The sequence below is a fragment of the Microlunatus sp. Gsoil 973 genome (genome assembly GCF_009707365.1).
Lineage (GTDB): Bacteria > Actinomycetota > Actinomycetes > Propionibacteriales > Propionibacteriaceae > Microlunatus.
Window position 1 is genome coordinate 1,827,759 of sequence record NZ_CP046122.1, and the last position, 24,986, is coordinate 1,852,744.

At 67.9% G+C, this 24,986-nt stretch carries 23 protein-coding genes and 3 pseudogenes; 15 read left to right on the forward strand and 11 right to left on the reverse strand.

What is annotated here, in order from left to right; genetic code table 11:
- Nucleotides 1-19: 19 nt before the first annotated feature.
- The 9 genes from GJV80_RS08675 to GJV80_RS08715 form a co-directional block, all read right to left on the reverse strand.
- A complete protein-coding gene (locus tag GJV80_RS08675; protein WP_154687556.1) occupies nucleotides 20-970 on the reverse strand; it encodes a carbohydrate ABC transporter permease in 951 nt (316 codons plus the stop codon).
- On the reverse strand, nucleotides 967-1,926 hold the full coding sequence (locus GJV80_RS08680) for a carbohydrate ABC transporter permease (protein ID WP_154687557.1): 960 nt from the start codon (nucleotides 1,924-1,926) through the stop codon (nucleotides 967-969). The genes GJV80_RS08675 and GJV80_RS08680 overlap by 4 nt, the downstream gene beginning before the upstream one ends.
- Nucleotides 1,923-3,164, reverse strand: coding sequence for an extracellular solute-binding protein (locus GJV80_RS08685; RefSeq protein WP_230208283.1), 1,242 nt, complete (start codon nucleotides 3,162-3,164; stop codon nucleotides 1,923-1,925). The genes GJV80_RS08680 and GJV80_RS08685 overlap by 4 nt, the downstream gene beginning before the upstream one ends.
- A gap of 332 nt (nucleotides 3,165-3,496) precedes the next feature.
- The gene (locus GJV80_RS08690) at nucleotides 3,497-4,243 is read right to left on the reverse strand and encodes a hypothetical protein (protein ID WP_154687559.1); all 747 of its coding nucleotides are present in this window, start codon (nucleotides 4,241-4,243) and stop codon (nucleotides 3,497-3,499) included.
- Entirely contained in the window at nucleotides 4,240-4,896 is a 657-nt protein-coding gene (locus GJV80_RS08695; RefSeq protein WP_230208284.1) for a SatD family protein, read from the reverse strand. Before GJV80_RS08695 ends, GJV80_RS08690 begins: the two co-directional genes overlap by 4 nt.
- A 179-nt stretch (nucleotides 4,897-5,075) precedes the next feature.
- Nucleotides 5,076-5,876: a DeoR/GlpR family DNA-binding transcription regulator gene (locus GJV80_RS08700; RefSeq protein ID WP_154687560.1), complete on the reverse strand. Its 801-nt coding sequence runs from the start codon at nucleotides 5,874-5,876 to the stop codon at nucleotides 5,076-5,078.
- A gap of 1 nt (nucleotide 5,877) precedes the next feature.
- Nucleotides 5,878-6,642 (reverse strand): triose-phosphate isomerase family protein, encoded by a 765-nt coding sequence (locus tag GJV80_RS08705; protein WP_154687561.1) that lies wholly within the window; start codon nucleotides 6,640-6,642, stop codon nucleotides 5,878-5,880.
- A gap of 15 nt (nucleotides 6,643-6,657) precedes the next feature.
- Entirely contained in the window at nucleotides 6,658-7,161 is a 504-nt protein-coding gene (locus tag GJV80_RS08710) for a ribose-5-phosphate isomerase (RefSeq protein ID WP_154687562.1), read from the reverse strand.
- Between the two features lie 39 nt (nucleotides 7,162-7,200).
- A complete protein-coding gene (locus GJV80_RS08715; protein WP_154687563.1) occupies nucleotides 7,201-8,922 on the reverse strand; it encodes a dihydroxyacetone kinase family protein in 1,722 nt (573 codons plus the stop codon).
- A 294-nt stretch (nucleotides 8,923-9,216) separates the two neighbouring features.
- Between GJV80_RS08715 and GJV80_RS08720 the strand changes: the two genes are divergently transcribed.
- The 7 genes and pseudogenes from GJV80_RS08720 (at nucleotide 9,217) to GJV80_RS08745 (ending at nucleotide 16,913) form a co-directional block, all read left to right on the forward strand.
- Nucleotides 9,217-10,629 carry an amidase gene (locus tag GJV80_RS08720; RefSeq protein ID WP_154687564.1) on the forward strand — a complete coding sequence of 471 codons (1,413 nt, stop codon included), beginning with the start codon at nucleotides 9,217-9,219 and terminating at the stop codon, nucleotides 10,627-10,629.
- Nucleotides 10,630-10,926: 297 nt separating this feature from the next.
- Nucleotides 10,927-11,340 (forward strand): annotated as a pseudogene (locus tag GJV80_RS24515) (ABC transporter substrate-binding protein); the annotation flags it as partial.
- Nucleotides 11,341-11,440: 100 nt separating this feature from the next.
- Nucleotides 11,441-12,244, forward strand: a complete 804-nt coding sequence (locus tag GJV80_RS24520) for an ABC transporter substrate-binding protein (RefSeq protein WP_255455553.1) — start codon at nucleotides 11,441-11,443, stop codon at nucleotides 12,242-12,244.
- Nucleotides 12,245-12,314: 70 nt separating this feature from the next.
- Entirely contained in the window at nucleotides 12,315-13,262 is a 948-nt protein-coding gene (locus tag GJV80_RS08730) for an ABC transporter permease (protein WP_154687565.1), read from the forward strand.
- Between the two features lie 65 nt (nucleotides 13,263-13,327).
- The gene (locus GJV80_RS08735) at nucleotides 13,328-14,125 is read left to right on the forward strand and encodes an ABC transporter permease (protein ID WP_230208386.1); all 798 of its coding nucleotides are present in this window, start codon (nucleotides 13,328-13,330) and stop codon (nucleotides 14,123-14,125) included.
- The gene (locus GJV80_RS08740; RefSeq protein ID WP_154687566.1) at nucleotides 14,122-15,879 is read left to right on the forward strand and encodes an ABC transporter ATP-binding protein; all 1,758 of its coding nucleotides are present in this window, start codon (nucleotides 14,122-14,124) and stop codon (nucleotides 15,877-15,879) included. The genes GJV80_RS08735 and GJV80_RS08740 overlap by 4 nt, the downstream gene beginning before the upstream one ends.
- A complete protein-coding gene (locus tag GJV80_RS08745; protein WP_195909250.1) occupies nucleotides 15,876-16,913 on the forward strand; it encodes a P1 family peptidase in 1,038 nt (345 codons plus the stop codon). The genes GJV80_RS08740 and GJV80_RS08745 overlap by 4 nt, the downstream gene beginning before the upstream one ends.
- On the opposite strand, the gene GJV80_RS08750 is transcribed toward GJV80_RS08745, so the two are convergent.
- Nucleotides 16,858-17,835, reverse strand: coding sequence for a hypothetical protein (locus tag GJV80_RS08750; protein WP_195909251.1), 978 nt, complete (start codon nucleotides 17,833-17,835; stop codon nucleotides 16,858-16,860). The two genes, GJV80_RS08745 and GJV80_RS08750, sit on opposite strands and share 56 nt — an antisense overlap.
- 25 nt (nucleotides 17,836-17,860) lie before the next feature.
- Nucleotides 17,861-18,520 carry a hypothetical protein gene (locus GJV80_RS08755; RefSeq protein ID WP_154687568.1) on the reverse strand — a complete coding sequence of 220 codons (660 nt, stop codon included), beginning with the start codon at nucleotides 18,518-18,520 and terminating at the stop codon, nucleotides 17,861-17,863.
- A 162-nt stretch (nucleotides 18,521-18,682) separates the two neighbouring features.
- Here GJV80_RS08755 and GJV80_RS08760 point away from each other — a divergent pair, with 162 nt between their 5' ends.
- The 8 genes and pseudogenes from GJV80_RS08760 to GJV80_RS08795 all read left to right on the forward strand — a co-directional run bounded on the left by GJV80_RS08760 (nucleotide 18,683) and on the right by GJV80_RS08795 (nucleotide 24,986).
- Entirely contained in the window at nucleotides 18,683-19,561 is an 879-nt protein-coding gene (locus tag GJV80_RS08760; protein WP_154687569.1) for a YihY/virulence factor BrkB family protein, read from the forward strand.
- A gap of 102 nt (nucleotides 19,562-19,663) precedes the next feature.
- On the forward strand, nucleotides 19,664-19,831 hold the full coding sequence (locus GJV80_RS08765; RefSeq protein ID WP_154687570.1) for a hypothetical protein: 168 nt from the start codon (nucleotides 19,664-19,666) through the stop codon (nucleotides 19,829-19,831).
- A 145-nt stretch (nucleotides 19,832-19,976) separates the two neighbouring features.
- Nucleotides 19,977-21,734, forward strand: coding sequence for a nitrite/sulfite reductase (locus tag GJV80_RS08770; protein WP_154687571.1), 1,758 nt, complete (start codon nucleotides 19,977-19,979; stop codon nucleotides 21,732-21,734).
- Nucleotides 21,731-21,928 carry a hypothetical protein gene (locus GJV80_RS08775; RefSeq protein WP_154687572.1) on the forward strand — a complete coding sequence of 66 codons (198 nt, stop codon included), beginning with the start codon at nucleotides 21,731-21,733 and terminating at the stop codon, nucleotides 21,926-21,928. Before GJV80_RS08770 ends, GJV80_RS08775 begins: the two co-directional genes overlap by 4 nt.
- Nucleotides 21,925-22,660 (forward strand): annotated as a pseudogene (locus GJV80_RS08780) (phosphoadenylyl-sulfate reductase). Before GJV80_RS08775 ends, GJV80_RS08780 begins: the two are co-directional and overlap by 4 nt.
- Nucleotides 22,661-22,815: 155 nt before the next feature.
- Nucleotides 22,816-23,349 (forward strand): annotated as a pseudogene (gene cysC / locus GJV80_RS08785) (adenylyl-sulfate kinase); the annotation flags it as partial.
- Between the two features lie 25 nt (nucleotides 23,350-23,374).
- Nucleotides 23,375-24,181 carry a sirohydrochlorin chelatase gene (locus tag GJV80_RS08790; RefSeq protein ID WP_154687573.1) on the forward strand — a complete coding sequence of 269 codons (807 nt, stop codon included), beginning with the start codon at nucleotides 23,375-23,377 and terminating at the stop codon, nucleotides 24,179-24,181.
- Between the two features lie 40 nt (nucleotides 24,182-24,221).
- Complete coding sequence (locus GJV80_RS08795; protein WP_154687574.1) at nucleotides 24,222-24,986, forward strand: pyrimidine reductase family protein; 765 nt, start codon at nucleotides 24,222-24,224, stop codon at nucleotides 24,984-24,986.

Sequence of the window (24,986 nt, forward strand, 5' to 3'; positions counted from 1 at the left end):
GGTGGCCGATCGGGCTTGATCAGCCCTTCAGACCGCTGCCCGCGAAGCCCTCGACGATGCGCCGCTGGAAGATCAGGAACAGGATCACCAGTGGCAACGCGCCGAGGATCGAGGACGCCTGGATGTCGCTGAGTCGCTGGCCGTACGAGCCCTGCACCGTCGCCAAGCCGACCGGGATGGTCATCAGCTTCGGGTTGGACAGGACGAACAGCGGCAGGATCAGGTTGTTCCAGGTACCGACGAAGGTGACGATCGCCATTGCCGCCATCACCGGCCGGGACAGCGGCATGATGATCGACCGGAAGGAACGCCAGTAGCCCGCGCCGTCGATCCGCGCCGATTCCTCGAAGTCACGCGGGATACCGTCGAAGAACTGCTTGAACACGAAGACGGAGACCACAGTCGGGATCTGCGGCAGGATCACCGCCCAGTAGGTGTTCAACAGCCCACCGATGTTGAGCATCTGGAAGATCGGGACGATCAGGACCTGCGGCGGCACCAAAATGCCGCCGATGAACAGCAGGAAGATCACGTTCCGACCCCGGAACCGGAGCCGGGACAGCGCGTACGCTGCCATCGCCGAGAACAGTACGGCGAAGATCGTCGTCAGCGCTGCGGTGACGAAGCTGGCCAGGTACCAGTTCCAGATGTTGCCGGCGGACAGCAGCGTGAAGTACGACGCGAAGGTCAGGTTCCAGTCCTTCAGGATCGCACCGGCACCCACCGCCGACACGCCGTTGTCGGTGAGCGAGGTCTTGATCGCCCACAGGCTGGGGATCAGCCACAGCACGGCAAAGATGATCAACACCGTCCACGCGACGATGGTGAAGGTTCGTCCGGAGCCCCGGGCACCGTTCTCGGGAACGTGCCGTGCCGGTGCCGCCGCGGACACCCCGTTGCGGGCTCGGCGCGGTGGCCGGGAATCGGGCCCTTGTTCTGTGGTCGGCGTCTCCGCCGTACGCTCGGTCATCGCGTTGCCTCCCTTCGTTCCTGAGCCCGCACGATCAGCTGGCGGACCAGGGTGATCAGCAGGATGACGATGAACAACAGCACCGAGGCGGCCGAGGCAGCACCGACCCGGTAGTCGGTGAATGCGGTGTTGGTGACCAGGCCGAGCAGCACCTGGGTCGAGATGCCCGGCCCACCGGCAGTCATCAGGTAGACCTGATCGAAGATCTTCATGCTGGCCACGATCTGCAGCAGGATCACCAGCGTCGTTGTCCGGCCCAGCAGCGGGATGGTGATCGACCGGATCTGCTGCCAGGGTGAGGCGCCGTCCACCGCGGCGGCCTCGTACAACTCTCGCGGGATGTCTTGCAGGCCGGCGAGATACAGCACGAAGTTGAAGCCGATCGTCCACCAGACGGTGGTGATGGCGATACCGACCATGGCGATACTCGGCGTGCCGAGCACCGGCAGTGGAGCATCGTCACCGAGCAGAGTCTGGAACGAGTTCCACAGGCCGGTGCCCGGGGTGAAGATGAAGGTCCAGATCAGCGCGATCGCCGCCGACGGCAGGATGAACGGCACGAAGAAGGCCAGCCGGAAGAACCACTGCCCGTGTTGTGCCCGGTTGGCCAACACAGCGAAGACGAAGGCCAGGATCACCAGTGGCGGCGTGGTGTAGATCGTGAACTGGATGGTGTGCCACATCGCCGACCAGAACTCCGGCTTGGTCAGCATCTCTTGGTAGTTGGCGAATCCGGCGAACCCGCCGAATCCGTTCCTGATCATCGTGGTGTTGAAGAAGCTGGTGATCAGCATGTAGATCACCGGCCAGATCAGGAACAACACGTAGAAGACTCCGAAGGGCACAAGGAAGAGCCAGCCGGCCCGGCTCATCCCCTTGGTCCGCGGACTTCCGCTCTCGTCGTCTCGCGTCGGCCGCGCGACCGGCGCCGATTGGATTTCTGCAGTCGCCGTCATAGCGGGCTCTCCGTCCTCGCGTAGATCTCAAGCTGTTGGCGGGCGCTGGCGAGCGCGGCCTTGGGCGATGCGATCCCCTGCAGGACCAGGCCGATCTGGGCGCCGACGATGTTCTCGAAGTTGGAACCGGAGCCGGAATACCACGCCGGCGCGTCGTAGACCGCATAGTTCGCCGCCTGCGCGTAGTTTGCCTGCGGCAGGAGCTTCTTGTACGCCTCGCTGTCCTTGATCGGCAGATAGGCCGGAACGTGACCGCCCTTGGCCCAGGTCATGCTCTGCGAAAGCAGGAACTTGACGAAGCCCATGGTCCGCTTCAGCTGGTCCGCGCTGCGATCCATCCGTGGCAGGACGAACATGTGGGAGTCCGCCTGGGCGGCCGGCTTGTCGTAGATCGTCGGCACCGGAACCATGCCGAACTTGAATCCCGGAACCGCCTCGGCGGTACTGATCTCCCACTCGCCTTCCAGGTAGAAGGCCGACTTGCCGGTGAACATCATCGTTTCCGCGCCGGCGTAGTCGGTGGTCGGTGGCATCAGGCCGGACTTGGTCAGCGACTGGATCCAGGCCAGCGTGTCGAGGGTGAGTTCCTTGTTGTAGGTGAGCTTCCGCCCGCCGTCACCCAGCCACGGCGTGTTGCCGTCGCGCTGGCTGTAGAGAGTCTGGAACCAGCGCCAGGGAGTCGACGTGTCGCCGACCGAGCAGACCGACGCTCCGTAGGCACCCGTCACCTTCTTGGCCGCCGTCAGCGCAGCCTCCCAGCCGTCCTTGCCGTGGATCGGCTTGAGATTGCCGGAGCTGTCCAGGAGACCGGCCTTCTGGCAGACGTCCTTGTTGTAGAACATGACGAACGGGTGGGTGTCCAGCGGGATCGCGTACGTCTTCCCGTCGACCTTCGCCTGGTCCCAGGCCGTCTGGTTGAAGTCGCTCTGACTCAACCCCACCAGACTGAGCATGTCGTCGGTGATCTCGGTCAGCAGCCCGGCGCTCGCCAGATTCTTCATCCGGGTCAGGTGGGCGATGCACACGTCCGGCGGCGCACCGCCGACGGTGGCCAGTGAGACCTTTGTGTAGTACGGGTTGCCCCAGCTGAACGTCGCCGCTTGGAGTGGCGACGCACCCGGAGACTTCTCGTACGCATTCTGCATGTCGACCATGCGGACCCCGTCGCCGCCGCCGAACAGATTCCAGTAGGTGACCGTGCCGGGTGCGAGCTGTGTGCGGGCAATTCCGGCCGACAATGCCGATCCGCATCCCGACAACCCTCCGGCGAGGCCGAGACCCGCGGCAAGCCCAAGGCCGCCGCGGATCAACCCTCGCCTGGAAAGACGTGTCGGAGCGGAGAACGGGCCGCTTCCGCGGTCGCGAGAAACCATCTGCGTCCCCTTTGGCGCTATCCCTCCGTCGCTCCGACAGCGGGCACGATGATCCCGACAACCCGCGCGGAGCCTTATGAAGTGACTGTATCGACGTACCGTTCGAGTTTCAACGTTGTAAGCCCGATCGTGACCCAAGGTGTCGGGTGATCAAGTTCTGACTCGACAAACCAGCTCGGCACCGGACCGGGATCGGGTCAGCCGAGTGCGGCGACGCCGATCGCGGCCAGGCTGATGAGCCAGCTCAGAAAGCTGCCGAGCAGGAAGTACTCGGTGACTTCGTCGATGCCGACACCGGTCACCGAGCCGCCCCGGCGGCGGGCGTTCAACTCGGGGAATCTGATCAAGCCCTTGGCGGCGATCACCAGGCCGGCGGCGGTCGCGTACCCGCTGAAGCCGAGACCGAAGATGAAGATCCGCTCCAGCGGTCCGAGCAGTCGGCCGCCACGGAGTTGATCAGAGGCCTGCGGTTCGCCGAACGGCTTGATCGTCCCGGTCGCGGCCAGTACCAGCCGGACGATCTCGTTGCCGGTGCTCAACTGGATCAGGAACAGACCGAGCACCAGCAGGAAGCGATCCGGTCCGACGCTGACCAGGCCGTACCACCCGGTGGCCCGGAGCCAGTCGGCGAGCACTCCCCCGGCCGTACCGGCCAACGGACTCAGGATGATCATCACCAACACACCGGCGACCAGCACGGTCAGCGGCACGGCCTGGTGCAGGGCTCCGACCCGGGAACGTCCGGACAACACCAACCAGGCGACGGTGATCAGCCCCGATCCGACCAGCAGGCAGACGGCGCCGATCGAACCAAGATCGGCCAGCAGACCGAAAGCGATGATCATCACAGGTCCGGCGATCACCGGCGCCCAGAACGGCAGCGCCTGGCGCCGGCACAGATCGGTCAGCCCGATGGCGATCAATAACACACCGACGACGCTCATCGCACCTCCCGGAGCATGGCGCTGGCAGCGACGATCACATCGAGGCCGTCGCGCTGGGCGCGCTGCGACACCGCCGAGGTGGAGATGTCCTCGGCTCGGGCGATCTCGGTCTTGCTCCGGCCTGCCACCAGACCTCCCAGGATCCGCATCGAACGGTCGTCCAACGATCCCATCAGATGGTCCCGACACAGCAGTGCCGCCTCCACCGCTGCCTCGTTCGGACCACTGCCGTCGGGCGCCGCGCGATAACAGAACCGCGCGTTGCGCGTGCCGGGGTGCATCGCCCTGGCCTCCACCGTCTCGATCGCGGCACGGGCCTGCCACCAGGCCGGACCGTCCTGGGTACGCCGCTCAGGGTCGAGGATCTCGACCTTCCCCCAGCCGATGCCGAACCGGATGTCCGTCTGGGGCGCCAGTAGGATCCGCAACAGGAAGGCGGCATGCAGCGCGTCGCCGACGGTGGCATAGCTCGACTGCACCTCGTCGCCGGCCAAGATCGTCGGCGGGTCAAGGCTTGGCGTCTGCCGTTGTACGGCCGACAGCGCGCGGGAGAGCCGCTGGTGCAGTGCCTGGCGATCGACGGCCGTACGCGATGCGACGAGGTCCCCGATCAGCGCGGCCCGCATCCCGGTCGCTGAAGCTTTTTCCTTCACCCGGCCATTGTGAAGCTATCTCCTTCAAGCACGCAAGGTTGAACTTGATGGCTTACAAGCCCGGGACCTGCTTCCCGCACCACTTGCGCGGCGGCGCACCCGCTGCAGCCGGTGCGGCGCCGACAAACTGGTGCGGCGCCGACAAACTGGTGCGGCGCCGAGAAACTGGTGCGGCGGGGTCAGCGGCGGGGACGCACCACGGTGACGTCGGTGCCGGCGCGTCGCAGGGTCTCCACGACACCGCGCGGCGTGAGGTGGTCGACGATCACGTGGTCGAACTCCCGGAGTTCGGCGCAGGCGTGCAGCGCCCGGCCGGAGAACTTGGTGTGATCGGCGAGCAGGATCCTCACCGATGCCGCATCCATCATCGCTCGCTTGGTGTCGACGGTCTCCGACGCCTGGAAGTAGACCGTTTGGTCGATGATGGCGGCTGCTGACATCAGCAGCAGATCGCTGTGCAACCGGCGGATCGACTCGTTCGTCACCCGGCCCATGAAGGAGGCGCACCAGTTGTAGTACTCCCCGCCGAGGCCGATCAACGACAACCCATCGGTGTTGCTCACCTCATTGATCGCGCTCAGCGAGTTGGTGATCACCGTCAACGGCGCACGATCGACGAGCAACGGGATGATCTGGTGCACCGTGGTCGAATCGTCGAGCAACACCGACTGCCCGGTGTTGACATGGCGCAACGCCGTCCCGGCCAGAGATCGTTTGATCTCCAGCTGTTGGGTCTGCCGGTAGACCACGCTGGATTCCACCAGGGTCGAAGCCTGCGCGGTCGCCGCTCCCCTGGACTTGCGGAGCAGTCCGCGGCCTTCCAGTTCGTCAAGATCACGATGCGCGGTCATTACGCTGATCCCGAACCGCTCGGCCAGTTCCTCGATCCGGATCGACCCGTGCTCCATCACGGCCCGCGCGATGGCGTTCTGCCGTTCGGTACGCCTGTCCTGGCGGGATCCGGAAGCGGTGCTGGTCATTTCAGCCGCGCAGTGCCGAGGCCTCGTCGATCATCACCGCGACGGCAGCGGGATCGTGGGCGAACCGGCCGAGGAACAGCCCGTCGACGGTCTCGGATCCCAACGAGGACAGCAGTCCCGGCTTGGCACTCCCACCGTAGATCACCCGTGTTCCGGTCAACCGATGGTCGTCGGCGACACCGGCGCGGATACCGGCGCAGACACCGCGGATGTGCTCAGTGCTCGCCGGCTCGTCGGCTCCGATCGCCCAGACCGGTTCATAGGCGATGATCAATTCCGGAACGCCCTGATCGATCTCAGTGAGTGCCGCCGCGACCTGGCCGACACAGAAATCGGCCGCGGCGGCCGGGTCGACCCTGTCGACCTCGCCGACGCACAGGATCGGGACCAGCCCGTTGCGTACGGCCGCGGCGAACTTCCCGGCGATGATCTTGTCGTCCTCACCGAACAACCGGCGCCGTTCGGCATGTCCCACCTCGACGTAGCTGCAACCGAGCAGGGCAAGATCAACACCGCTCACCTCTCCGGTGTAGGCGCCGTGATCGGCCCAGCCCAGGTCCTGGGCGCCGTACCGCACCGGGGTTCCGCGGGTGATCATCGACACCGCATCGATCGACACGAAGGTGGGCAACACCGCCACCTCGACCCGGCCCTCGGCGACCGCCGGCGACCGGCCGGCGATCGCCACGACTTCGCGTACCCAGTGCTGGGTGGCGGTGTGGTCCAGATAGAGCTTCAGGCTCACACCGAGGAAGACCGGGGCCATGTCGGTTCCGGAGGGTCAGCAGGACGACGCGGCGGCCTGGTCGGCCGACGTGTCGGTCCTGCTCTCATAGTCGCTGATCACCGCGACCTTCTCCGCCGAGGCACTGGACTCGTCGAAATGCAGCGTCAGCCACTCCTTGGCCAGCTTGCGGGCCAGCTCCAGGCCGACCACCCGCTGACCGAAGCACAGCACCTGGGCATTGTTGGACAGCACTGACCGCTCGACCGAGTACGAGTCGTGGGCGGTCACCGCCCGGATGCCGGGCACCTTGTTGGCCGAGATCGCCACGCCCAGTCCGGTGCCACAGACCAGCAACGCGCGGTCGACCTCGCCGCGGGACACCATCTCGGCTGCCTCGATCGCGATCGTCGGGTACGGCGTGTGCCCGTCCGCGTCGACGCCGGCATCGACGACCGCCTCGACCAGGTCGGAGTTCTCCAGATCCTTCTTCAGCGACTCCTTGTAGTCGAACCCGGCATCGTCGCTGCCCACCACGATCCGCCACTTCTTGTCAGCCATGTCAGTTCCTTCCCAGCCTTGTCTCACGAAGCTCTTGTCTCAGCGGCCGCGGGCGGCCAGTTGTTCTCCGATGGCGGTGACGATCAGCGCGAACGAGATCGCCCCAGGATCCGCGGTGCCCAGGCTCTTCTCGGCATGCGGGCGGGCCCGGCCGAGCTTGGGCAGCAGATCCTTGGTCGCCTCGGCCGCCTTGGTCGACTCGGCTGCTGCGGCGGGCCAGGCCTCGGCGAGGGTCCGGCCGTCCTGGATCTGCTCGGCCAGGGTCTCCGCGAACGGGCCCAGCGCGTCCACCAGTGTCTTGTCGCCCGGGTGGGCGCCGCCGAGCCGCGTCACGGCCTCGGCCCCCTGCCGGACACCGGTCACCACCGAGTCCGGCGTCGCCGGGGCGTCGTCACCCAACGCCCGGCCCACTCCGTCCAGCAGGGCACCCCAGATAACTCCGGAGGTGCCGCCTGCCTGCGCACCCCAGGAGGCGCCGGCCTCGACCAGCAGCGTCTGCGCCCCGGCGCCGCGCTGCAGCAACTCCTGGGCCGTCTCGGCGGCTGCCCGCGCGCCGCGTTCCATGCCGATGCCGTGATCACCGTCACCGGCGACCGCGTCGAGCTTGCCCAGTTCGTCCATGTGCTCACGGACGGTTGCATGCACGGTGTCCAGCAACTGCGCGGCCAGCGCCGCCGCCCGGCGGGAATCCTCGCTCGCCTCGCCGACCTCGACCGCCGCCGCCTCGTCGACGTCGCCCAGCACCTCGGAGTCCTGTTGGGCGCCGATACTGCCCTTGCGGTAGCCGGGGGTGTAGGCGGGCTTTTCCCAGAGTTCGAGCATCTCGTCGTCGACCCAGACCAACGACAGTGATGCACCGGCCATCTCGAAGCTGGTGACCAGCTCGCCGACCTCGACGCCGGCCACCTGCACACCGTCCCGTTCGGCCAGGGCGCGGATGTCGTTGAAAAGGATGAACAGTTCCTCGTTCTTCACCGACCCGAGCCCGTTGACGAAGATCAACGCCCGGTCCCCGGCATCGGCGGGTTTCTCGGCGATCACCGCGTCCCACAACATCGCGGCGAGGTCCTTGGCCGACAGCCGGTCGGTCTCATCGATTCCCGGCTCGCCGTGGATGCCGACGCCCACGCCCATCCGGCCTGCCGGAACGGTGAACAACGGTTCTGTGGCGCCCGGCAGCGTACAGCCGGAGAACGCGACACCCAGGGTGCGGCAGTTGTCGTTGACCCGCTTTGCCAGCGCCACCACCTCATCCAGGGATTGACCGGCCTCGGCCGCGGCGGAGGCGATCTTGTAGACCGCGAGCGCGGCGGCGATGCCGCGCCGCTTCTCCGCCTCATCGGGCTTGGCCGAGGAGATGTCGTCGGTCGCGAAGAAGGTCTCTGCCGCGACACCCTCGGCCTTCAGCCGATCCCTTGCCTGGTTGAAGTTCAGCACGTCGCCGGCGTAGTTGCCGCAGGTGAGCAGTACGCCGCCGCCGTTCTCGACGGCCTTGGCGACGTTGTAGACCTGCTGGCCGCTCGGTGAGGCGAAGACGTTGCCGACCGCTGCTCCCGAGGCCAACCCGGGACCGACCAGCCCCGCGAACGCCGGGTAGTGTCCCGAGCCGCCACCGATCACCACCGCGACCTGACCCTCCGGCGTCGCGGTGCGGCGGGCGACACCGCCCGGTACGGCCCGGACCAGATCGGCATGGGCGGCCACGAATCCGGCGGTTGCCTCCTCGCTGAACCGCGCAGGATCGTTACTGATGTAGGACATGCTTGGTTTCCTATCTGCTGGGCGTCGTGCTGCCTGCGACGGGCTCAGCATAGACCCCGACTTAACACCGCCGGTGTGGGATGTCACACCACTCGTGTGCGGTCGTTCCGGGGCCGGTTCGAGAGTCGCTCAGGGTCTCCGATCCCGGCTCGAACAGCGCCTCGTTCGGCGCTGAGACCTGGATAGGAACGCAGTCGGGGCGGCGGTAGCGTACGGACACCCGAAAGTTCGAAGACACCTCGGACACACCGAAGTGCGGACAACTATGGACGCGACGCGGCGAGCGGAGGACGGATGGCAGATCGTGATCGGATCGCGGACCTCGACGCGGTCGGTCAGCGAGCCGGCTATCTGTCCGGCGAGCTGTCCCCGGTCGAGGTGGCCGAGGCCGCGTTGGCCCGCATCGCTGCGGCCGAGCCGGTGCTGAACGCGATGCAGATCGTGTACGCCGACCACGCCCTGGCCGCTGCCCGGGCGAGTGAGAAGCGCTGGGCCGACGGGGACCCGCGGGGACCGCTTGACGGCGTCACCGTGACGATCAAGGAGAATGTGGACGTTGCGGGAGAACCGACCCGCTGGGGCACGGCCGCGAGTCCTCCGGTGCCGGCCGCCCGGACCGCGCCGATCGCGGAACGGCTCTCCGCCGGCGGCGCGGTGATCCTGGGCAAGACGACGATGCCGGACTGGGGAATGTTGTCCTCGGGTGTGTCCTCGCTGCACGAGACCACCCGCAATCCGTGGAACCCCGATTGGAACCCGGGCGGCTCGAGCTCCGGCGCCGGCGCTGCCACCGCGGCCGGTTATGCACCGCTGAACTTCGGCAGCGACATCGGCGGCTCGATCCGGTTGCCGGCCACCTGGAACGGCTGCGTCGGCTTCAAGCCGAGCTACGGCCGTATCCCGGTCGATCCCAGCTACACGGGCCGGACGATCGGGCCGCTGGCCCGCATCGTCGCCGACATCGCCCTGGCCATGCCGGTGGTCTCGGGTCCGGACGAGCGGGACCCGTACAGCCTTCCCGAGCAGCTGATCGACTGGACCGACGCCGGTTTCGATCCGCACGCCGTACGGATCGGGTTGCTGCTCGACGCGGGTACCGGCACCCCGGTCGCCGACGAGGTCCGGACCGCCGTCGCTGCCGCTGCCGACGTGTTCGCCGATGCCGGCGCAACGGTCGAGCCGCTCGACCCGTTCCTCACCACGCGGTTGTTGCAGCAGGTCGACCTGTTCTGGCGGGTCGGCCACTGGAACGACTACCTCAACCTTCCGGCAGAGCGCCGCGGTCTGCTGTTGCCGTTCATCGCCGAGTGGTGCCTGGCCGGCAAGGAGCTGGGCGGACCGGAGGCGACCGCCGGCGCCAACGCCCAGATCGAGGTCGCCCGTCGAACGCTGGCTGCCACCGCAGGCTTCGATCTGGTGCTGTCCCCCGCCGCTCCCGAACCCACGTATCCGGCCGAATGGCCGATGCCGAGCAACGACGTCGATCACGCGATGGACCACATCGGGTTCTGCATGCCGTACAACATGTCCGGGCAGCCGGCGATCAGCATCAACTGCGGGTTCACCGGCGACGGGCGCCCGATCGGCGTACAGATCGCGGCGCGCCGGTTCGACGATCGCGGAGCACTGGCCGCGGCTGCCTTCTTCGAGACGAACCGCCCGGAGGCGGCGGTCCGTCCCTGGCCGCGCATCTCGCGCCACAATTGACGCGCCGGCTCCAGCCCGGGAAGTCGAAACGAAGCCGACCAAGAAAGGCTCACGATGAGCAAGCCCCGATCCGCCCAGGTACGGCCGGCGGCGTCGCGCCGCGTGCGCCTGCTGGTTGGCACATTGTTGGCCGGCCTCGTCCTGCTGGCTGCGGCATGTTCCGCCGGCGCCGGCGACAACGCGCCCGCCGGTAAGTCCACCGGTGCCGCCGCGCAGACGCTTCAGGTCGGGCTCGGTGCCGCCCCGGCCAATCTGGACATGACCCAGACCGCGGGAGCAGCGATCCCCCAGGCGCTGATGTACAACGTCTACGAGGGTCTGGTGAAGCTGGACGGTCAGGCCAAGGTACGGCCGCTGCTTGCCAAGTCCTGGACTGTCAGCAAGGACCGGCTGACCTACGACTTCACGTTGCAGTCCGCGGTGAAGTTCTCCAACGGCGACCCGTTCACCGCCGACAACGTCAAGTTCAGCCTCGGCCGGGTGCCGGACTGGAAGGCGAACACTCCCAGTTACCTCGCCGCGATCAAGTCCGTCGACGTGGTGTCCGACACCGAGGTCAAGATCAACTTGTCGGAGCCGGACAACAACCTGTTGTTCTGGCTCGCCGGACCGTTGGGCGCGATGTTCGACCCCAAGGCGGTGGACGATCTCGCCAACAGCGCCGTGGGCACCGGTCCCTTCGTCCTCGATCGCTACAACCGCGGTGAGTCGTTGATCTTGAAGCGCAACGATGCCTACTGGGGGCCGAAGGCAAAGCTGAGCCAGGTCACCCCTGCGCTACTACGCCGACGCCAACGGCCCGGTCAACGCGTTGCGCAGCGGGGACATCGACGCCGTCTACCAGAGCCAGGCCGCCGACCAGGTCAAGCAGTTCCAGGCCCAGGGCCAGTTCAAGGTCGAGACCGGCACCACGCAGGGCATCACCGTGATGTCGATGAACCCGGGCCGGGCGCCGTTCAATGACAGGCGGGTCCGGTTGGCGATCATCTACGGCGTCGACCGCAAGGCGATCAACACCGCATCCACCAACGGCCTGGGCAAGGTGCTGGGCGCCCCCGTGCCGCCGACCGACCCCTGGTACACCGATCTGGCGGACAAGTATCCGTACGATCCGGCCAAGGCCAAGCAGTTGCTCGCCCAGGCGGGCAAGACGCATCTCAGCGTCGACTTCGCGGTGCCGAACCTGCCCTACTGCCAGACAATCGCCCAGGTGGTGAAGTCCGATCTGGCCAAGATCGGCGTCACAGCCAACCTGCACACCCAGGAGTTCCCGGCGGTCTGGCTCGACAAGACCTTCACCCAGAAGGACTACGACCTGACCGTGATCAACCACGTCGAGGCGCGCAACATCGTCAACTACGGCAACCCCGACTACTACTGGAACTACGACAACCCGCAGGTCCGCAAGCTTCTCGACGAGGCCGCGGCGGCGCCCGGCGACGCGCCGTACGCGAACGACATGAAGAAGGTCGTCGACATCCTGGTCCACGACGTACCGGCCGACTGGCTCTACAACGCGCCGAACATCGTGATCACCAAGAAGTCGGTGTCCGGGATCGACGCCAACGACAACGGCGTATCGCTCGACCTGACCGACGCCAGCAACCCGTCGTGATGACGGGCGGGACCATGATCGAGATCATGCGCCGGTCACCCATCGTCCCGTCGGTCGCTGTGAGGCGCTGATGGCGATCCGCCTGGTCCGCAGGGCGGCGCTCTTCCTGCTCACCCTGCTGGTCGCCTCGGTCGTGGTCTTCGGCATGCTGTCGATCCTGCCCGGCGACGTGGCGCGAACGATGCTCGGCGTGCAGGCCACTCCGGAGACCGTCGCCGCCCTGCGGCGAGAGCTCGGTCTTGACCGGCCGCTGGTCGTGCGCTACCTGGAGTGGGTCGGAGGCCTGCTGCACGGCGATCTCGGCACCTCCTATGTCACCCACCAAGCCATCGCCGGCGAGGTTTTCGATCATCTCCAGGTGTCGCTGATCCTGGTCATCTCCGGAATGATCATCGCGGTATGCGTCGCTATGCCGGTTGGAGTGTTCGCGGCATACCGGCAGGGCAGGGTCGCCGGTGCGGTGCTCAGCGCGCTCAGCCAGCTCGCGGTCGCCGTGCCCGGATTCCTCGCCGGCCTGCTGCTGGTGATCCTCTTCGCCGTGACCCTGCGCTGGCTTCCGGCCAGCGGCTGGGTTGCGCCGATCGAAGGCGTCGGCGGCTTCCTGAGCCACCTGCTGATGCCTGCCCTCTCGCTCGGGCTGATCCAGGGTGCGATCCTCAGCCGGTACGTGCGCTCGGCGGTGCTGGACATCATGCGGGAGGACTTCATGCGGACTGCCAGGTCCAAGGGCCTGACACCGTTCCGGGCACTGGTCCGCCACGGGCTCCGCAACGCGCTCATCCCGGTGCTGACAGTGACCGGGATCGAACTCGCCGCTCTCTTCGTCGGCGCCATCGTGATCGAGTCGGTATTCGTCGTGCCCGGGATCGGCAGCCTGCTGGTCCAGGCGGTACAGAACCGCGATCTGATCGAGATCCAGGCCATCGTGATGCTGATCGTCGCGATCGTCCTGGTGATCAACCTCCTGGTCGACCTGTTGTATGCGGCGATCGACCCCAGGCTGAGGAGTTCCCGATGAGTGCCCTGGCCATGCTGCCCACGGGCGGCGAACCGCCGGTACGGCGCCGTACGGTCAATCCGACCATGATCACCGGTGCCGTGCTGGTAGGGCTGGTGGTGCTCGCCTGCCTGGTGTCCTTCGTCTGGCTCCCCTACGACCCGACCGTCGTCGACGTCGCGGGCCGGCTCCGGGGCCCGTCGGCGAAACACTGGCTCGGCACCGATTCCTTCGGCCACGACATCGCGTCGGTGATCATCGCCGGAAGCCGCACCACATTGCTGGTCGGCGTCGTGGCGGTCGCGGCGGCAGCCGTGATCGGCGTCCCGATCGGGGTGCTCGCCGGTAGCACCGGACACCGGGCGGGCGCCTGGTTGATGCGCTGGAACGACATCATGCAGGCCTTCCCGGCCTTGCTCCTGGCGATCATCTTCGGCGCGATCTGGGGCGGCAGTGCGGTCACCGCGATGACGGCCCTCGGCATCGGCACAGCGCCGGCGTTCGCCCGGGTGGCCCGCAGCGGAACGATGCAGGTGATGAGCCGGGAGTACATCCTGGCCGCGCGCGCCGCCGGCCGCGGATGGTGGTTCACCGCGATCCGGCACATCCTGCCGAACATCGGCGGGGTACTGATCGTCCAGGCATCGGTCAACTTCGCCGTCGCCGTGCTGGCCGAGGCCGCCCTCTCCTACCTCGGTCTCGGCACCCCCGCTCCCACCCCGAGTTGGGGACGGATGCTGCAGGAATCGCAGACCTATGTCTTCGGCAACCCGCTGTTGATCGTCTGGCCGGGTTGCGCCATCGCGTTGACCGTCCTGGGTTTCAACCTGCTGGGCGATGGTCTGCGGGACGCCCTCGACCCACGACTGGAGCGCGGGCGATGAGCCTGCTCGAGGTGTCGGCACTGTCTGTACGCAGCGGCCGGCGGTCCCTGGTCGACGGTCTTGAGCTGAGCATCGAACCTGGTGAACGGGTGGGCCTGATCGGCGAGTCGGGCTCGGGCAAGTCGATCACCTGTCTGTCGATCATGGGCCTGCTGTCGGAGGATCTTCAGGTGTCCGGTTCGGTACACCTCGACGGTGTTGATCATGATCTGTTGACCCTGCCGGAGTCGCGGCTGGCCGGGCTGCGGGGCGACCGGATGTCGATGATCTTCCAGGAGCCGATGACCGCGCTCAACCCGCTGATGAAGGTCGGCCGTCAGGTCGCCGAGATCATGGCCCTGCACGGCGTGCCCCGTCAGCAGGCGGAGCGGCAGTCGGTGGAGTTGCTGGACCGGGTGGGCATTCCCGATCCGGCCGTCGCCGCCCACGCCTATCCCCATCAACTGTCCGGCGGTCAGCGGCAGCGGGTGATGTTGACCATGGCGATGGCCAACTCACCCGACCTGCTGCTGGCCGATGAGCCGACGACGGCGCTGGATGTCACCGTCCAGGCACAGGTGCTGGAGCTGATGCGTGATCAGGTCCGCCGATCCGGCACCGCCCTGCTGTTCATCACCCACGATCTTGCGGTCGTCTCGGGACTCTGTGAGCGCGTGCTGATCATGCGGGACGGCGTACTGGTCGAGGAGGGACCGATCGACCGGGTCTTCAACGATCCCCAGCATCCCTACACCCGCGGACTACTGGCGGCCTCGGCGCTGGCTACGGATCCGCGGAGCGGAAAGTTGATCACCGTTCCGCAGTCCGACGACGGTGACGGCTCGCGGGCGTCGGCCATGCCGGCAGCGTCGTCACCGCCGGCACCGGTGGCCGGCGAACCGTCCCGCCCCGGCGGTCAACACCAGGTGTTGCCCGACGACGACGCGATCATCTTCAACCGCACCGAGGGCCCGGCCGTGATCCGGGTCCGGGACCTGTCGCGGATCTACCATCGCGGTCGAACGTCCCTGTTCGGTCCACGCCGCGAGATCCGCGCTCTGGAATCGGTCTCCTTCGACATCGCGCCGGGTGAACGGTTCGGGATCGTCGGCGAGTCCGGGTCAGGAAAGTCCACCCTGCTGCGGCTGCTCTGCGCCCTGGACTCGCCCACCTCCGGCAGCGCCGAGGTGGCCGGTCACCAACTGTCCGGTGCCGGCGAACGTCAGCTCCGTGGTCTTCGGGAGCAGGTGCAGATCGTCTTCCAGGATCCGCATTCCTCCCTCGATCCACGGATGCGGGTAGGCGAGGTGATCGCCGAGCCGTTGCGTCACGGCAGTCATCGGGACCGCAGGTCGCGAGTCGCCGACCTGTTGGCCGCGGTCGGTCTGCCCGCCGATGCCGCCGACCGCTTCCCGCACCAGTTCTCCGGTGGCCAGCGCCAGCGGATCGCCATCGCCCGTGCGTTGATCACCGAGCCGAGGATCCTGTTGGCCGACGAGGCGGTGTCGGCGCTCGATGTATCGGTCAGGGCCCAGGTGCTGAACCTGCTGGCCGACCTGGTCGACTCCTACGACCTGACGCTGGTCTTCGTCTCCCACGATCTGAACGTGATCAGACATCTGTGTACCAGGGTCGCGGTGATGCAGTCGGGGCGGATCGTCGAGTGCGGCCCGACCGATCGCGTCTACACCGAGCCGCACCATCCCTATACCGCCCGACTGATCGGCGCTTTGCCGACACTGCAGAGCAGCCTTGCGTTCGAGGGGCCCGCATGATCGACAACGCATCGCACGGCGGCAGCATCACCGATGTGACCGGCATCCGGGTGGGGCAGGTGCACCGCAGCGACGGCGGCTATCTCACCGGCGTGACCGTTGTGCTGCCGCCGCACGGCACCGTCGGCGGGGTCGACGTCCGCGGCGGGGGGCCGGGCACCCACGAGACGGACGCGCTGAAACCCGGCACGTTGGTGTCCACCGTCGACGCGGTCACCCTGACCGGCGGGAGCGCGTACGGCCTGATCGCCGCCCACGGCGCCCAGCGCTGGTGCGAGGACCACCGGCGCGGCCTGCCGTTGGGCCGGCAAGACCGGGTGGTGCCGATCGTTCCGGCGGCCGCGGTGTTCGATCTCGGCCGCGGCGGGGAATTCACCGCCCGTCCCGAGGAGGACTGGGGATACCGTGCGGCAGAGCTCGCGGACGGGTCCGGTGATCATGCTGCGGTGCAGCGCGGCAATGTCGGCGCCGGGGCCGGCTCGCTGGTCGCGGGACGGCGACTGAAAGGCGGCGTCGGTACGGCTTCGCTGACCGTGAGTGTCCCGCCTGCCGATGGGGAACCGGCGGCCGGCGCTGCGGTCTACACCGTCGGCGCACTGGCAGTGGTGAACGCCCGTGGCGTGCCTGTGCTACCGGGGATCGATGATCTTCTCCGCGAGCTCGAACCGGGTGCGCCGGACGGCCTGAACACCACGATCGCCGTCGTCGCGACCGATGCCGCACTGGACGTGGCGGACACGACCCGGATGGCTGCCTGCGGCCACGACGGACTGGCCCGCTGCCTCGACCCGGTGCACACCCTGTACGACGGAGATACCATCTTCGGTCTGGCGACCGGCGAGTACCCGCTGCCGACGGATCCGGCCGGCCGGATCGCCGTACTGGTCGAACTGCAGGCGGCCGCGGCGACGGTGATCAGCCGCGCAGTGCTGGACGGCGTCGGGAACGCTGCGACAGTCGCCACCCCGGCGGGCACGTTCACCGGTCTGGGTTCGCTCCCGTGTCGAGCAGCCGATCATGATCATCGTTCCTGAGCTGCGGCAGTCGCGTCAGCGGGACCCTGGCGCGCAGGGCGAACCCGCCTGACGCCGGCCCGACCCACAACATTCCGCCGACCGCGGCGACCCGCTGCGCCAGCGTGGGAATACCCCGACCCGAACCGCGCGCCTGCCCTGCCTCGCCGGAGACCGGGCCATTGACCACGTCGATCCGGACCGCCGCGCCGTCGGCCAGCATGCTGATCGTCAGATCAGCACCGGGTGCGTGCCGCGCGGCGTTGCTCAGTCCCTCGCGCAGGACGTTCCGGACGACGTCGACGCTGCGCGGCTCGAGGGACCCTCCGTCGGGCAGCGGTTCGACCCGGATCATCGTCGGACGCAGGCCGAGCGCGCTCGCCTGGAGCACGAGTTCACCGGCATCGGGGAGCAGCACCGGCAGTGGGTCGACGGCCGTCCGGAGGGTTCTGGTCCAGGCAGCGGTGCTGCCGCGTCGCAGCACCCGACCGGCAGACCAGGCTCCGACCGCCAGGGCGAGGGAGGACAGCACCTCCTGGCAAGTGTCCGCGGCACCGTAGGTGCCGACACCGGTCGCATCGGCGACCAGACCCATCAGCACGATCGCGGCCAGGCACGAGCCGAGCGCGATCGAGGCGGGGCGCCGCCGCAGCAGCCCGCCGAGGATCAGCGGCAGTCCGATCACCACAACACCGCCGATGACGGTGTTGTATGCGTCCGGACGGGTCGCCATGCCGGTGAACCCGACCGCGGCGACCAGCGCGAGCAGCAGCGCCGGCCACGGCCACCGTCCGATCAAGGCGATCGAGCCGACCGCGATCATGCCAAGAGCGATCGCGGCGAGATCGCGGGCCAGCGCCGGGTCGGCCGACGGCGCGGCCCCTCTCAGACCCTGCAGGATCAGCACCAACAGCACCAATCCGAGGGCGATCGTCGACAACACCCGATCCCGGTTGGCGCGGCCGAAGTCAACCCAGCGGGTCAGGGGACCGACCGGCCGTCAGCAGCGGAGCGGCGGACCCCGCGACCACGCGGTCCTCGACCGCCGACTGCCCGTCCTGCGGCTCACGGTCGGCCGATTCGAACCACGGGGATCCAGGGACCAGCAGGTCACCCAGCACCCGACGTACCCGCACCAGGCCGGCAGTGACCGCCGGCAGCAACACCAGCGCGACCTCGAGCTGGGTGAGGGTCACGCCGTGGGCTCGCTCGTCGGGCAGCGCCAGGCGGGCCATCGCCACACCGCCGATGCAGACCAGCATCCCGGCAATGAGGCGGCCACCGGACTCGTAGCGGACCAGGGAATAGGCCACCAGCGCTATCGCGACCAGCACCGGCGCCTTGACGCCTTGCGGAGCGGTGACCACGCTGGTGATCACGACGACCGCCGTGGCTACGGCCGCGGGCAGCGGCTGATATCGCCGTCCGATCAACGCCAGCAGACCGAGGCCGATGATCGCGGCACCGGTACGTGGCATCGGCCCGACGGTCGCGGTTGTCGCGGTGGCGAGGATCAGGGTCCCGGTGATGATCAGGGCGGCCACCCAGTCGGCGGTCGGCACCGAGCGCAACGCCGCTTCCTGGCTGCGAAGTGTTGACCCGTGCACCGTTGGGAAGGCAATGCTCACCGAGGTCTCCGAACGCCCGTGTTGATACTGCCGTGTAGATTATTGCCCTCATCCGACAATTGCGTCCGCCGTTCGGATGATTGATGTACCACGAGCGGCTGATGGCACGCGTCAACCGCAGCAATCCCGGGTTCGGCTGCCGAGTTTCACTAGCCTGGGTTCATGCAGACCGGGATCGGCCGATGGCTTCCGCGTCTGCGCCGACCGCCGGGCAAGGTCTGGGCCGTCGTCGAGTCGACGGTACGGACCACGTTCCGCTATCGCGCCACCGGGCTGGCCGCCGAGGCGGCGTTCTTCGCTCTCTTGTCCATGCCGCCGTTGATCTTCGCGGCGGCAGGGGCCATCGGCTTCGTCACCGCAGGGATCAACCCGCACCTGGTCGACGAGGCACGCAGCCAACTGCTTCGGCTGTCGTCGCAGGTACTCACCCAGCCCACCGTCGACACGGTGATCCGACCGACCATCGACGATGTGCTTGCCGGAGGCCGGGCCGACGTGATCTCGATCGGCTTCGTGATCGCCCTCTGGTCCGGTTCCCGGGCACTGAACGTCTTCGTCGGCAGCGTGGGCATCATGTACGGCTACCGAGATCACCGGCACTTCCTGATCACCCGTGCGCTGTCCTTCGGGTTGTATCTGGTTTTCATCCTGTTCGCCGTGGTGATGATTCCGCTGGTCGTCGCCGGTCCGGGCTTCATCGACCGGACGCTGCCCGATCCGCTGCATTGGCTCGGCAATCTGTACTGGCCGGTGGTGCTGGCCGGATCGTCGGTCTTTCTGCTCACCCTGTACGACGTCTCGCTCCCCCGCCGGTTCACCATCTGCTCCGGCGTACCCGGCACCGGACTCGCGCTGATCATCTGGATCGGAGGCAGTTGGGTACTACGGGCCTGGCTCAGCCGGACCGCGAACGGTCCGTCGATCTACGGCCCACTGACCGCGTCGATCGCCCTGTTGCTGTGGTTCTACGTCGTCTCGCTCGCCGTACTGATCGGTGCCGCCTTCAATTCAGCGATCGACCGGGTCCGGAACCCGCGCTGAACCCCGACGTCGTTCTCGTCAGGGCGTCCATTATTTGAGATGGAAGTCCGCCTTTCGGAATGGGACTTGCCTGATCGTGCCTCCACCGGGAACTCTTGACCCATGCGTACGCGGCTGCCCGACTACCTCCGCCCGGTTTCCGGGATGCGGGCCCAGCGGGCGACCCTCCAGGCGCCGGCCGGAATCTGTCTCGATCTCGGCCCCTTCGTCGTACGCCGGTTCGTCGACTTCGCTCTGACGGAGTCGATGATGTGTCGGCCTTCTGCCTGATCCCCCCACGGCATCCAGCTCGGCTTGCGCTGATTCGACGCGCCCGGGCATCGCGCGGTTCACTCGCCCGTCAACGAGTGGTGCGACTGCTGCGGATGAGGTGCTTCGCACCGGGGACGGCCCGCCCAGCACAGCCATTCGAACCATGCACTCGACCAGCTCACGACGAATCCCGAAGGATTGCGATGACAACCCAGACCACGGCTCCGACAGCCCGGGCAGCACGACCGACCCGCGCCGCCGCCAGCGTCGACAGGTCGGCCGGAAGAAGGGCGAGGGCCAGTGGGCTCTCGGCTACCGGGAGCCGCTGAACGCCAACGAGCAGTCCAAGAAGGATGACAACCCGCTGAACGTCCGGTCTCGCATCGTGAACATCTATGCCAAGCAGGGATTCGACAGCATCGACCCCGGTGACCTGCGCGGACGGTTTCGCTGGTTCGGTCTGTACACCCAGCGCAAGCCGGGCATTGACGGGGGCAAGACCGCGACGATGGCACCCGAGGAGCTGGACGACCGATACTTCATGTTGCGCGTCCGGATCGACGGCGGCGCGCTGAGCACCGATCAGTTGCGGGTCATCGCCGACATCTCGACCGAGTTCGCCCGCGGCAGCGCCGACATCACCGACCGGCAGAACATCCAACTGCACTGGATCCGCATCGAGGACGTCCCCGAGATCTGGGCGCGGCTGGAAGCGGTCGGGTTGGACAGCACGGAGGCGTGCGGCGACGCGCCGCGGGTGATCATCGGCTCGCCGGTCGCCGGCATCGCGGCCGACGAGATCATCGACGGCTCCCCGGCGATCCGGGAGATCAACGAGCGCTACATCGGCAGCCCCGAGTTCGCCAACCTGCCACGGAAGTTCAAGACCGCGATCAGCGGTCACCCGAGCCAGGACGTCGTGCCGGAGATCAACGACGTCTCGTTCGTCGGCGTCAACCATCCCGAGCACGGACCGGGTTTCGACCTGTGGGTCGGCGGCGGCCTGTCCACCAATCCGATGTTCGCGGTCCGGCTCGGCAGCTGGGTGCCGTTGGCCGAGGTACCGGAGGTCTGGGCGGGCGTCATCGGCATCTTTCGGGACTACGGCTACCGCCGGCTGCGCAGCCGGGCCCGAATGAAGTTCCTGGTCGCCGACTGGGGCCCGGAGAAGTTCCGGCAGATCCTGGAGACCGAGTACCTGCATCGCCCCCTCATCGATGGTCCAGCACCTGAGACACCAGTCTCACCTGGTGATCACATCGGAGTTCACCGGCAGCAGGACGGCCGCTACTTCGTCGGCTTCACCGCCATCGCCGGACGGGTCAGCGGGGAGACGCTCTCCCGGATCGCCGACACGGCCGAGGCACACGGCTCCCACCGGGTGCGGACCACTCCGATGCAGAAGCTTCTGGTGCTCGACCTCGAGGAGGCCGAGGTGGACGGCCTGATCGCCGACTTCGCGGGCCTGGGGCTGTCCGCGGAAACCGGCGCCTGGCGTCGGACGGTGATGGCCTGCACCGGCATCGAGTTCTGCAAGCTGGCGATCGTCGAGACGAAGGCCCGGGCGAAGGACCTCGTCGAGGAACTCGAGCGGCGACTCGGCGACCTCGACTCCCCGATCACCGTCAACATCAACGGTTGCCCGAATTCCTGCGCCCGGATCCAGGTGGCCGACATCGGCCTGAAGGGTCAGCTGGTGCCGGGACCGGGCGGCGGTCAGGTGCCCGGTTTCCAGGTGCATCTCGGCGGCGGACTCGGCCTGGACGCCGGCTTCGGCCGCAAGCTGCGCGGCCACAAGGTGACCGCCGACGAACTGCCGGACTATGTCGAGCGGGTCGCCAAGGCCTATCTCGCCGATCGGCACGAGGGTGAGCGGTTCGCCCAGTGGGTCGCCAGGGCTGATGAGGCGGTCCTCCTATGACCGCCGGGTCAGCCAGCGCCGGGGTGACCGCCGCTCCGGACGGCGGCCGGCAGCCGATCGCGTACTGCCCATACTGCAGCGAGGAAACGCTGTTCCCCCGGGAGGGTGGCGGCTGGGAGTGCCACAGCTGCCTGCGCGCCTTCTCGGTCAGCTTCCTCGGCCTGGTGAACCCGGCCGGAGGTGAGCCGCGATGACGATCTGCCAAACCCGCCCGGAGATCGGCCGCGCCGCCGAACTGGACGAGACACAGCTGCAGCAACTGGCCGAACAGGCCGGACGCGATCTCGAGGGCGCGGCCGCCGAGGAGATCATGGCCTGGGGCTTCGAGCAGTTCGGTCGCCGGTTGGCGGTCACCTCATCGATGGCCGACACCGTGATGATCCATCTCGCCGAGCGGACCGCCCCGGGCCTGGATGTGCTCTTCCTGGACACCGGCTACCACTTCGTCGAGACCATCGGCACCCGCGACGCTGTGCAGCAGATCTTCGACGTCAACGTCGTGAACGTGACCCCGGAGCTGTCGGTGCCCGAACAGGACGCGATCTACGGGCGCGACCTGTTCGCCCGCGACCCCGACCTGTGCTGCAAGATGCGCAAGGTCGAGCCGCTGGGTCGGGCACTGGCGCCGTACGCCGCCTGGGCGACCGGCATCCGGCGTAGCCAGAGCGCCCGCCGGGCGGGCACCAAGGTGGTCTCCTGGGACAGCAGCAAGAAGATGGTCAAGATCGCGCCGATCGCCGGCTGGTCCGACGACGAGGTGGCGGCCTACGCCGAGGAGCACGGCCTGATCAGCAATCCCCCTGTTGGCGGACGGATATCCTTCGATCGGCTGCGAACCCTGCACCAGTCGTCCGCTGTCGGGCGCCGACTCCCGCAGTGGGCGTTGGGCCGGTACGGGCAAGACCGAATGCGGGATCCAGCTGTGACCCCGACCGATCTGATCCCGACCGATCCGACCCCGACCAGGGAGTTGAGCATGACCGAGCGCCAGCCGACGCGGAGCCTTGAGCAGACGACCGAACCCAGCCTGTCCACCGGTCTGTCCCGGCCGTCCAATCCCGTCCAGGACTCCGTGGCCGGTGCCACGCTCTGGTTCACCGGGCTGCCGTCGGCGGGCAAGTCGACGATCGCCCACGCGCTGGCCGACGAGCTCCGCGCCGACGGGGTCGATGTCCATGTCCTGGACGGCGACGACGTCCGGCCGTACCTGTCCAAGGGACTGGGCTTCAGCCGTGAGGACCGCAACATCAACGTGACCCGGATCGGCTTCGTCGCCCGGCTGCTGGCCAGCCACGGTGTCGTCGTTCTGGTTCCGGTGATCGCCCCGTACGCCGAGGCCCGGGAGGCCGTCCGGAAGGATCACGCCGACAACAACGTGCCATACGCCGAGATCTTCGTTTCCACCTCACTCGAGGTGACCGAACAGCGGGACGTGAAGGGCCTGTACGCCAAGGCCCGTCGAGGCGAGATCTCCGGGTTGACCGGGGTCGACGATCCGTACGAAGAGCCGACCACGGCCGAACTCGTCCTGGACACCGCGGTGATCCCGCTGCACGAGTCGGTCGACCGGACGAGGGCGCTCACCACCGCACTGCTGGGCAGGGACCTGCCATGAGTTCTCCCGCAAGAAAGGACGCACGATGACTGCGCCGTCCCTCATCCTCGTCGGCCACGGCGGCGGCGACCCGCGGGTCGCCGAGATCAGCCAGTCGTTGCGCGCCCGGGTCACCGACCTCCGTCCCGGTCTCGACGTGCACGTGGCCTTCCTGGACAACCCACCGACCGCGTTGCAGGTGATCAACAAGCTCGTCGAGCGGGAGGTCACCGAGGTCGTGCTCACGCCGCTGAACCTCTCCGACGCCTTCAGCGGCGGCGCAGAACTGACGTCGCTGCTGACCGCGATCCGGGCTGCCCATCCCGGCCTGCAGGTGGTCGCCTCCCAGCCGGTCGGCCCGGACGCCCGGCTGCTGGCCGTCGTCGACCGCCGGCTGCGCGACGAGCTGCGGCGGCGCCGGATCGATGAGCTCGATGGACTGGTGTTCCTGGCCGACGGCGGCTCCGACCGGCGCAGCCACGACCCACGCAGCCATGCGATCATCGCCCGCCGTGCCCGACTCTGGTCGGCGCACCACCGGCTGCCGTCGGTCACGGCGTTCGGTTCCGATCATGGTCCGTCGGCAGCCGAGGCCGTACGCTCCCTGCTGGCACAGGGCCGCCGGCACATCGCCGTCGGCAGCTGGTACCTGTCGCCGACCGAGGACTACCGGGAACAGTCCCGGCTGGCGCTGGCTGCGGGTGCCGTGGCAGTCTCCGCCCCGTTGGGTGCCGAACCGGAGCTCGTCGAGACGATCATCAGCCGGTACGTGGTCTCCGCGCTGGATCTGGTCGATCTCGAGCCGCTGCTGACCGATCAGCCGGTACGCCACCTGTCGGCTGTCAGCGCCTGACGCGCCGGGCTTGGACCGGACGGCTGGTTAGGGTCGGTTCGTGTCGATCTACCGTCTGCTGACCGCGGCCGGCCGCGAGCCCGCCCGGATCACCGATTCCGAGTTGTCGGCGTTGTACGCCCATCCTGATCCCGGCGACCGGGCCTGGGTCCGGACGAACTTCGTCAGCACGCTCGACGGTGCCGTCCAGGGACGGGACGGCCGATCGGGCACGATCAACACGGCGAGCGACCGAGCCGTCTTCGCACTGCTGCGCGCCCATGCCGATGTCGTCCTCGTCGGGGCGGGGACGGCCCGCGCCGAGCACTACCGTGCTGTTGATCTTGACGACCGGCAGGTGGCGGTCCGGGAGCAGCTCGGGCTGGCACCGCACCCGACCCTGGCCATCGTCTCGGCCAGTGGTGATCTTGCGGAGAATCTCTTTGCAGGCAGCGAATGCGGCCCGGTGTTGATCTTGACCAGCCGGGCATCCCGAGCCGACCGTCCGCAGTTCGCAGCGGGTATCGAAGTGATCGAGTTCGGCGGTTCCGGCGAGCTGCCGGTGACGGAGTTGATCACCGAGCTGGCCGGCCGCGGTCTTCGCCGGGTGCTCTGCGAGGGCGGCCCGAGGCTGAACCGGCAGCTGCATGCCGCCGGACTGGTCGACGATCTCTGCCTGACCCTGTCCCCGCTGGTGGTCGCCGGGCCGTCGGCCCGCACGACGATCGGTGACCGGATCGAGGAGGACCACTTCCGGCTGGAACACGCGCTCGGCGCCGACGACAGCACGCTGCTGCTGCGCTACCTGCGCGCCGAACACCGCTGA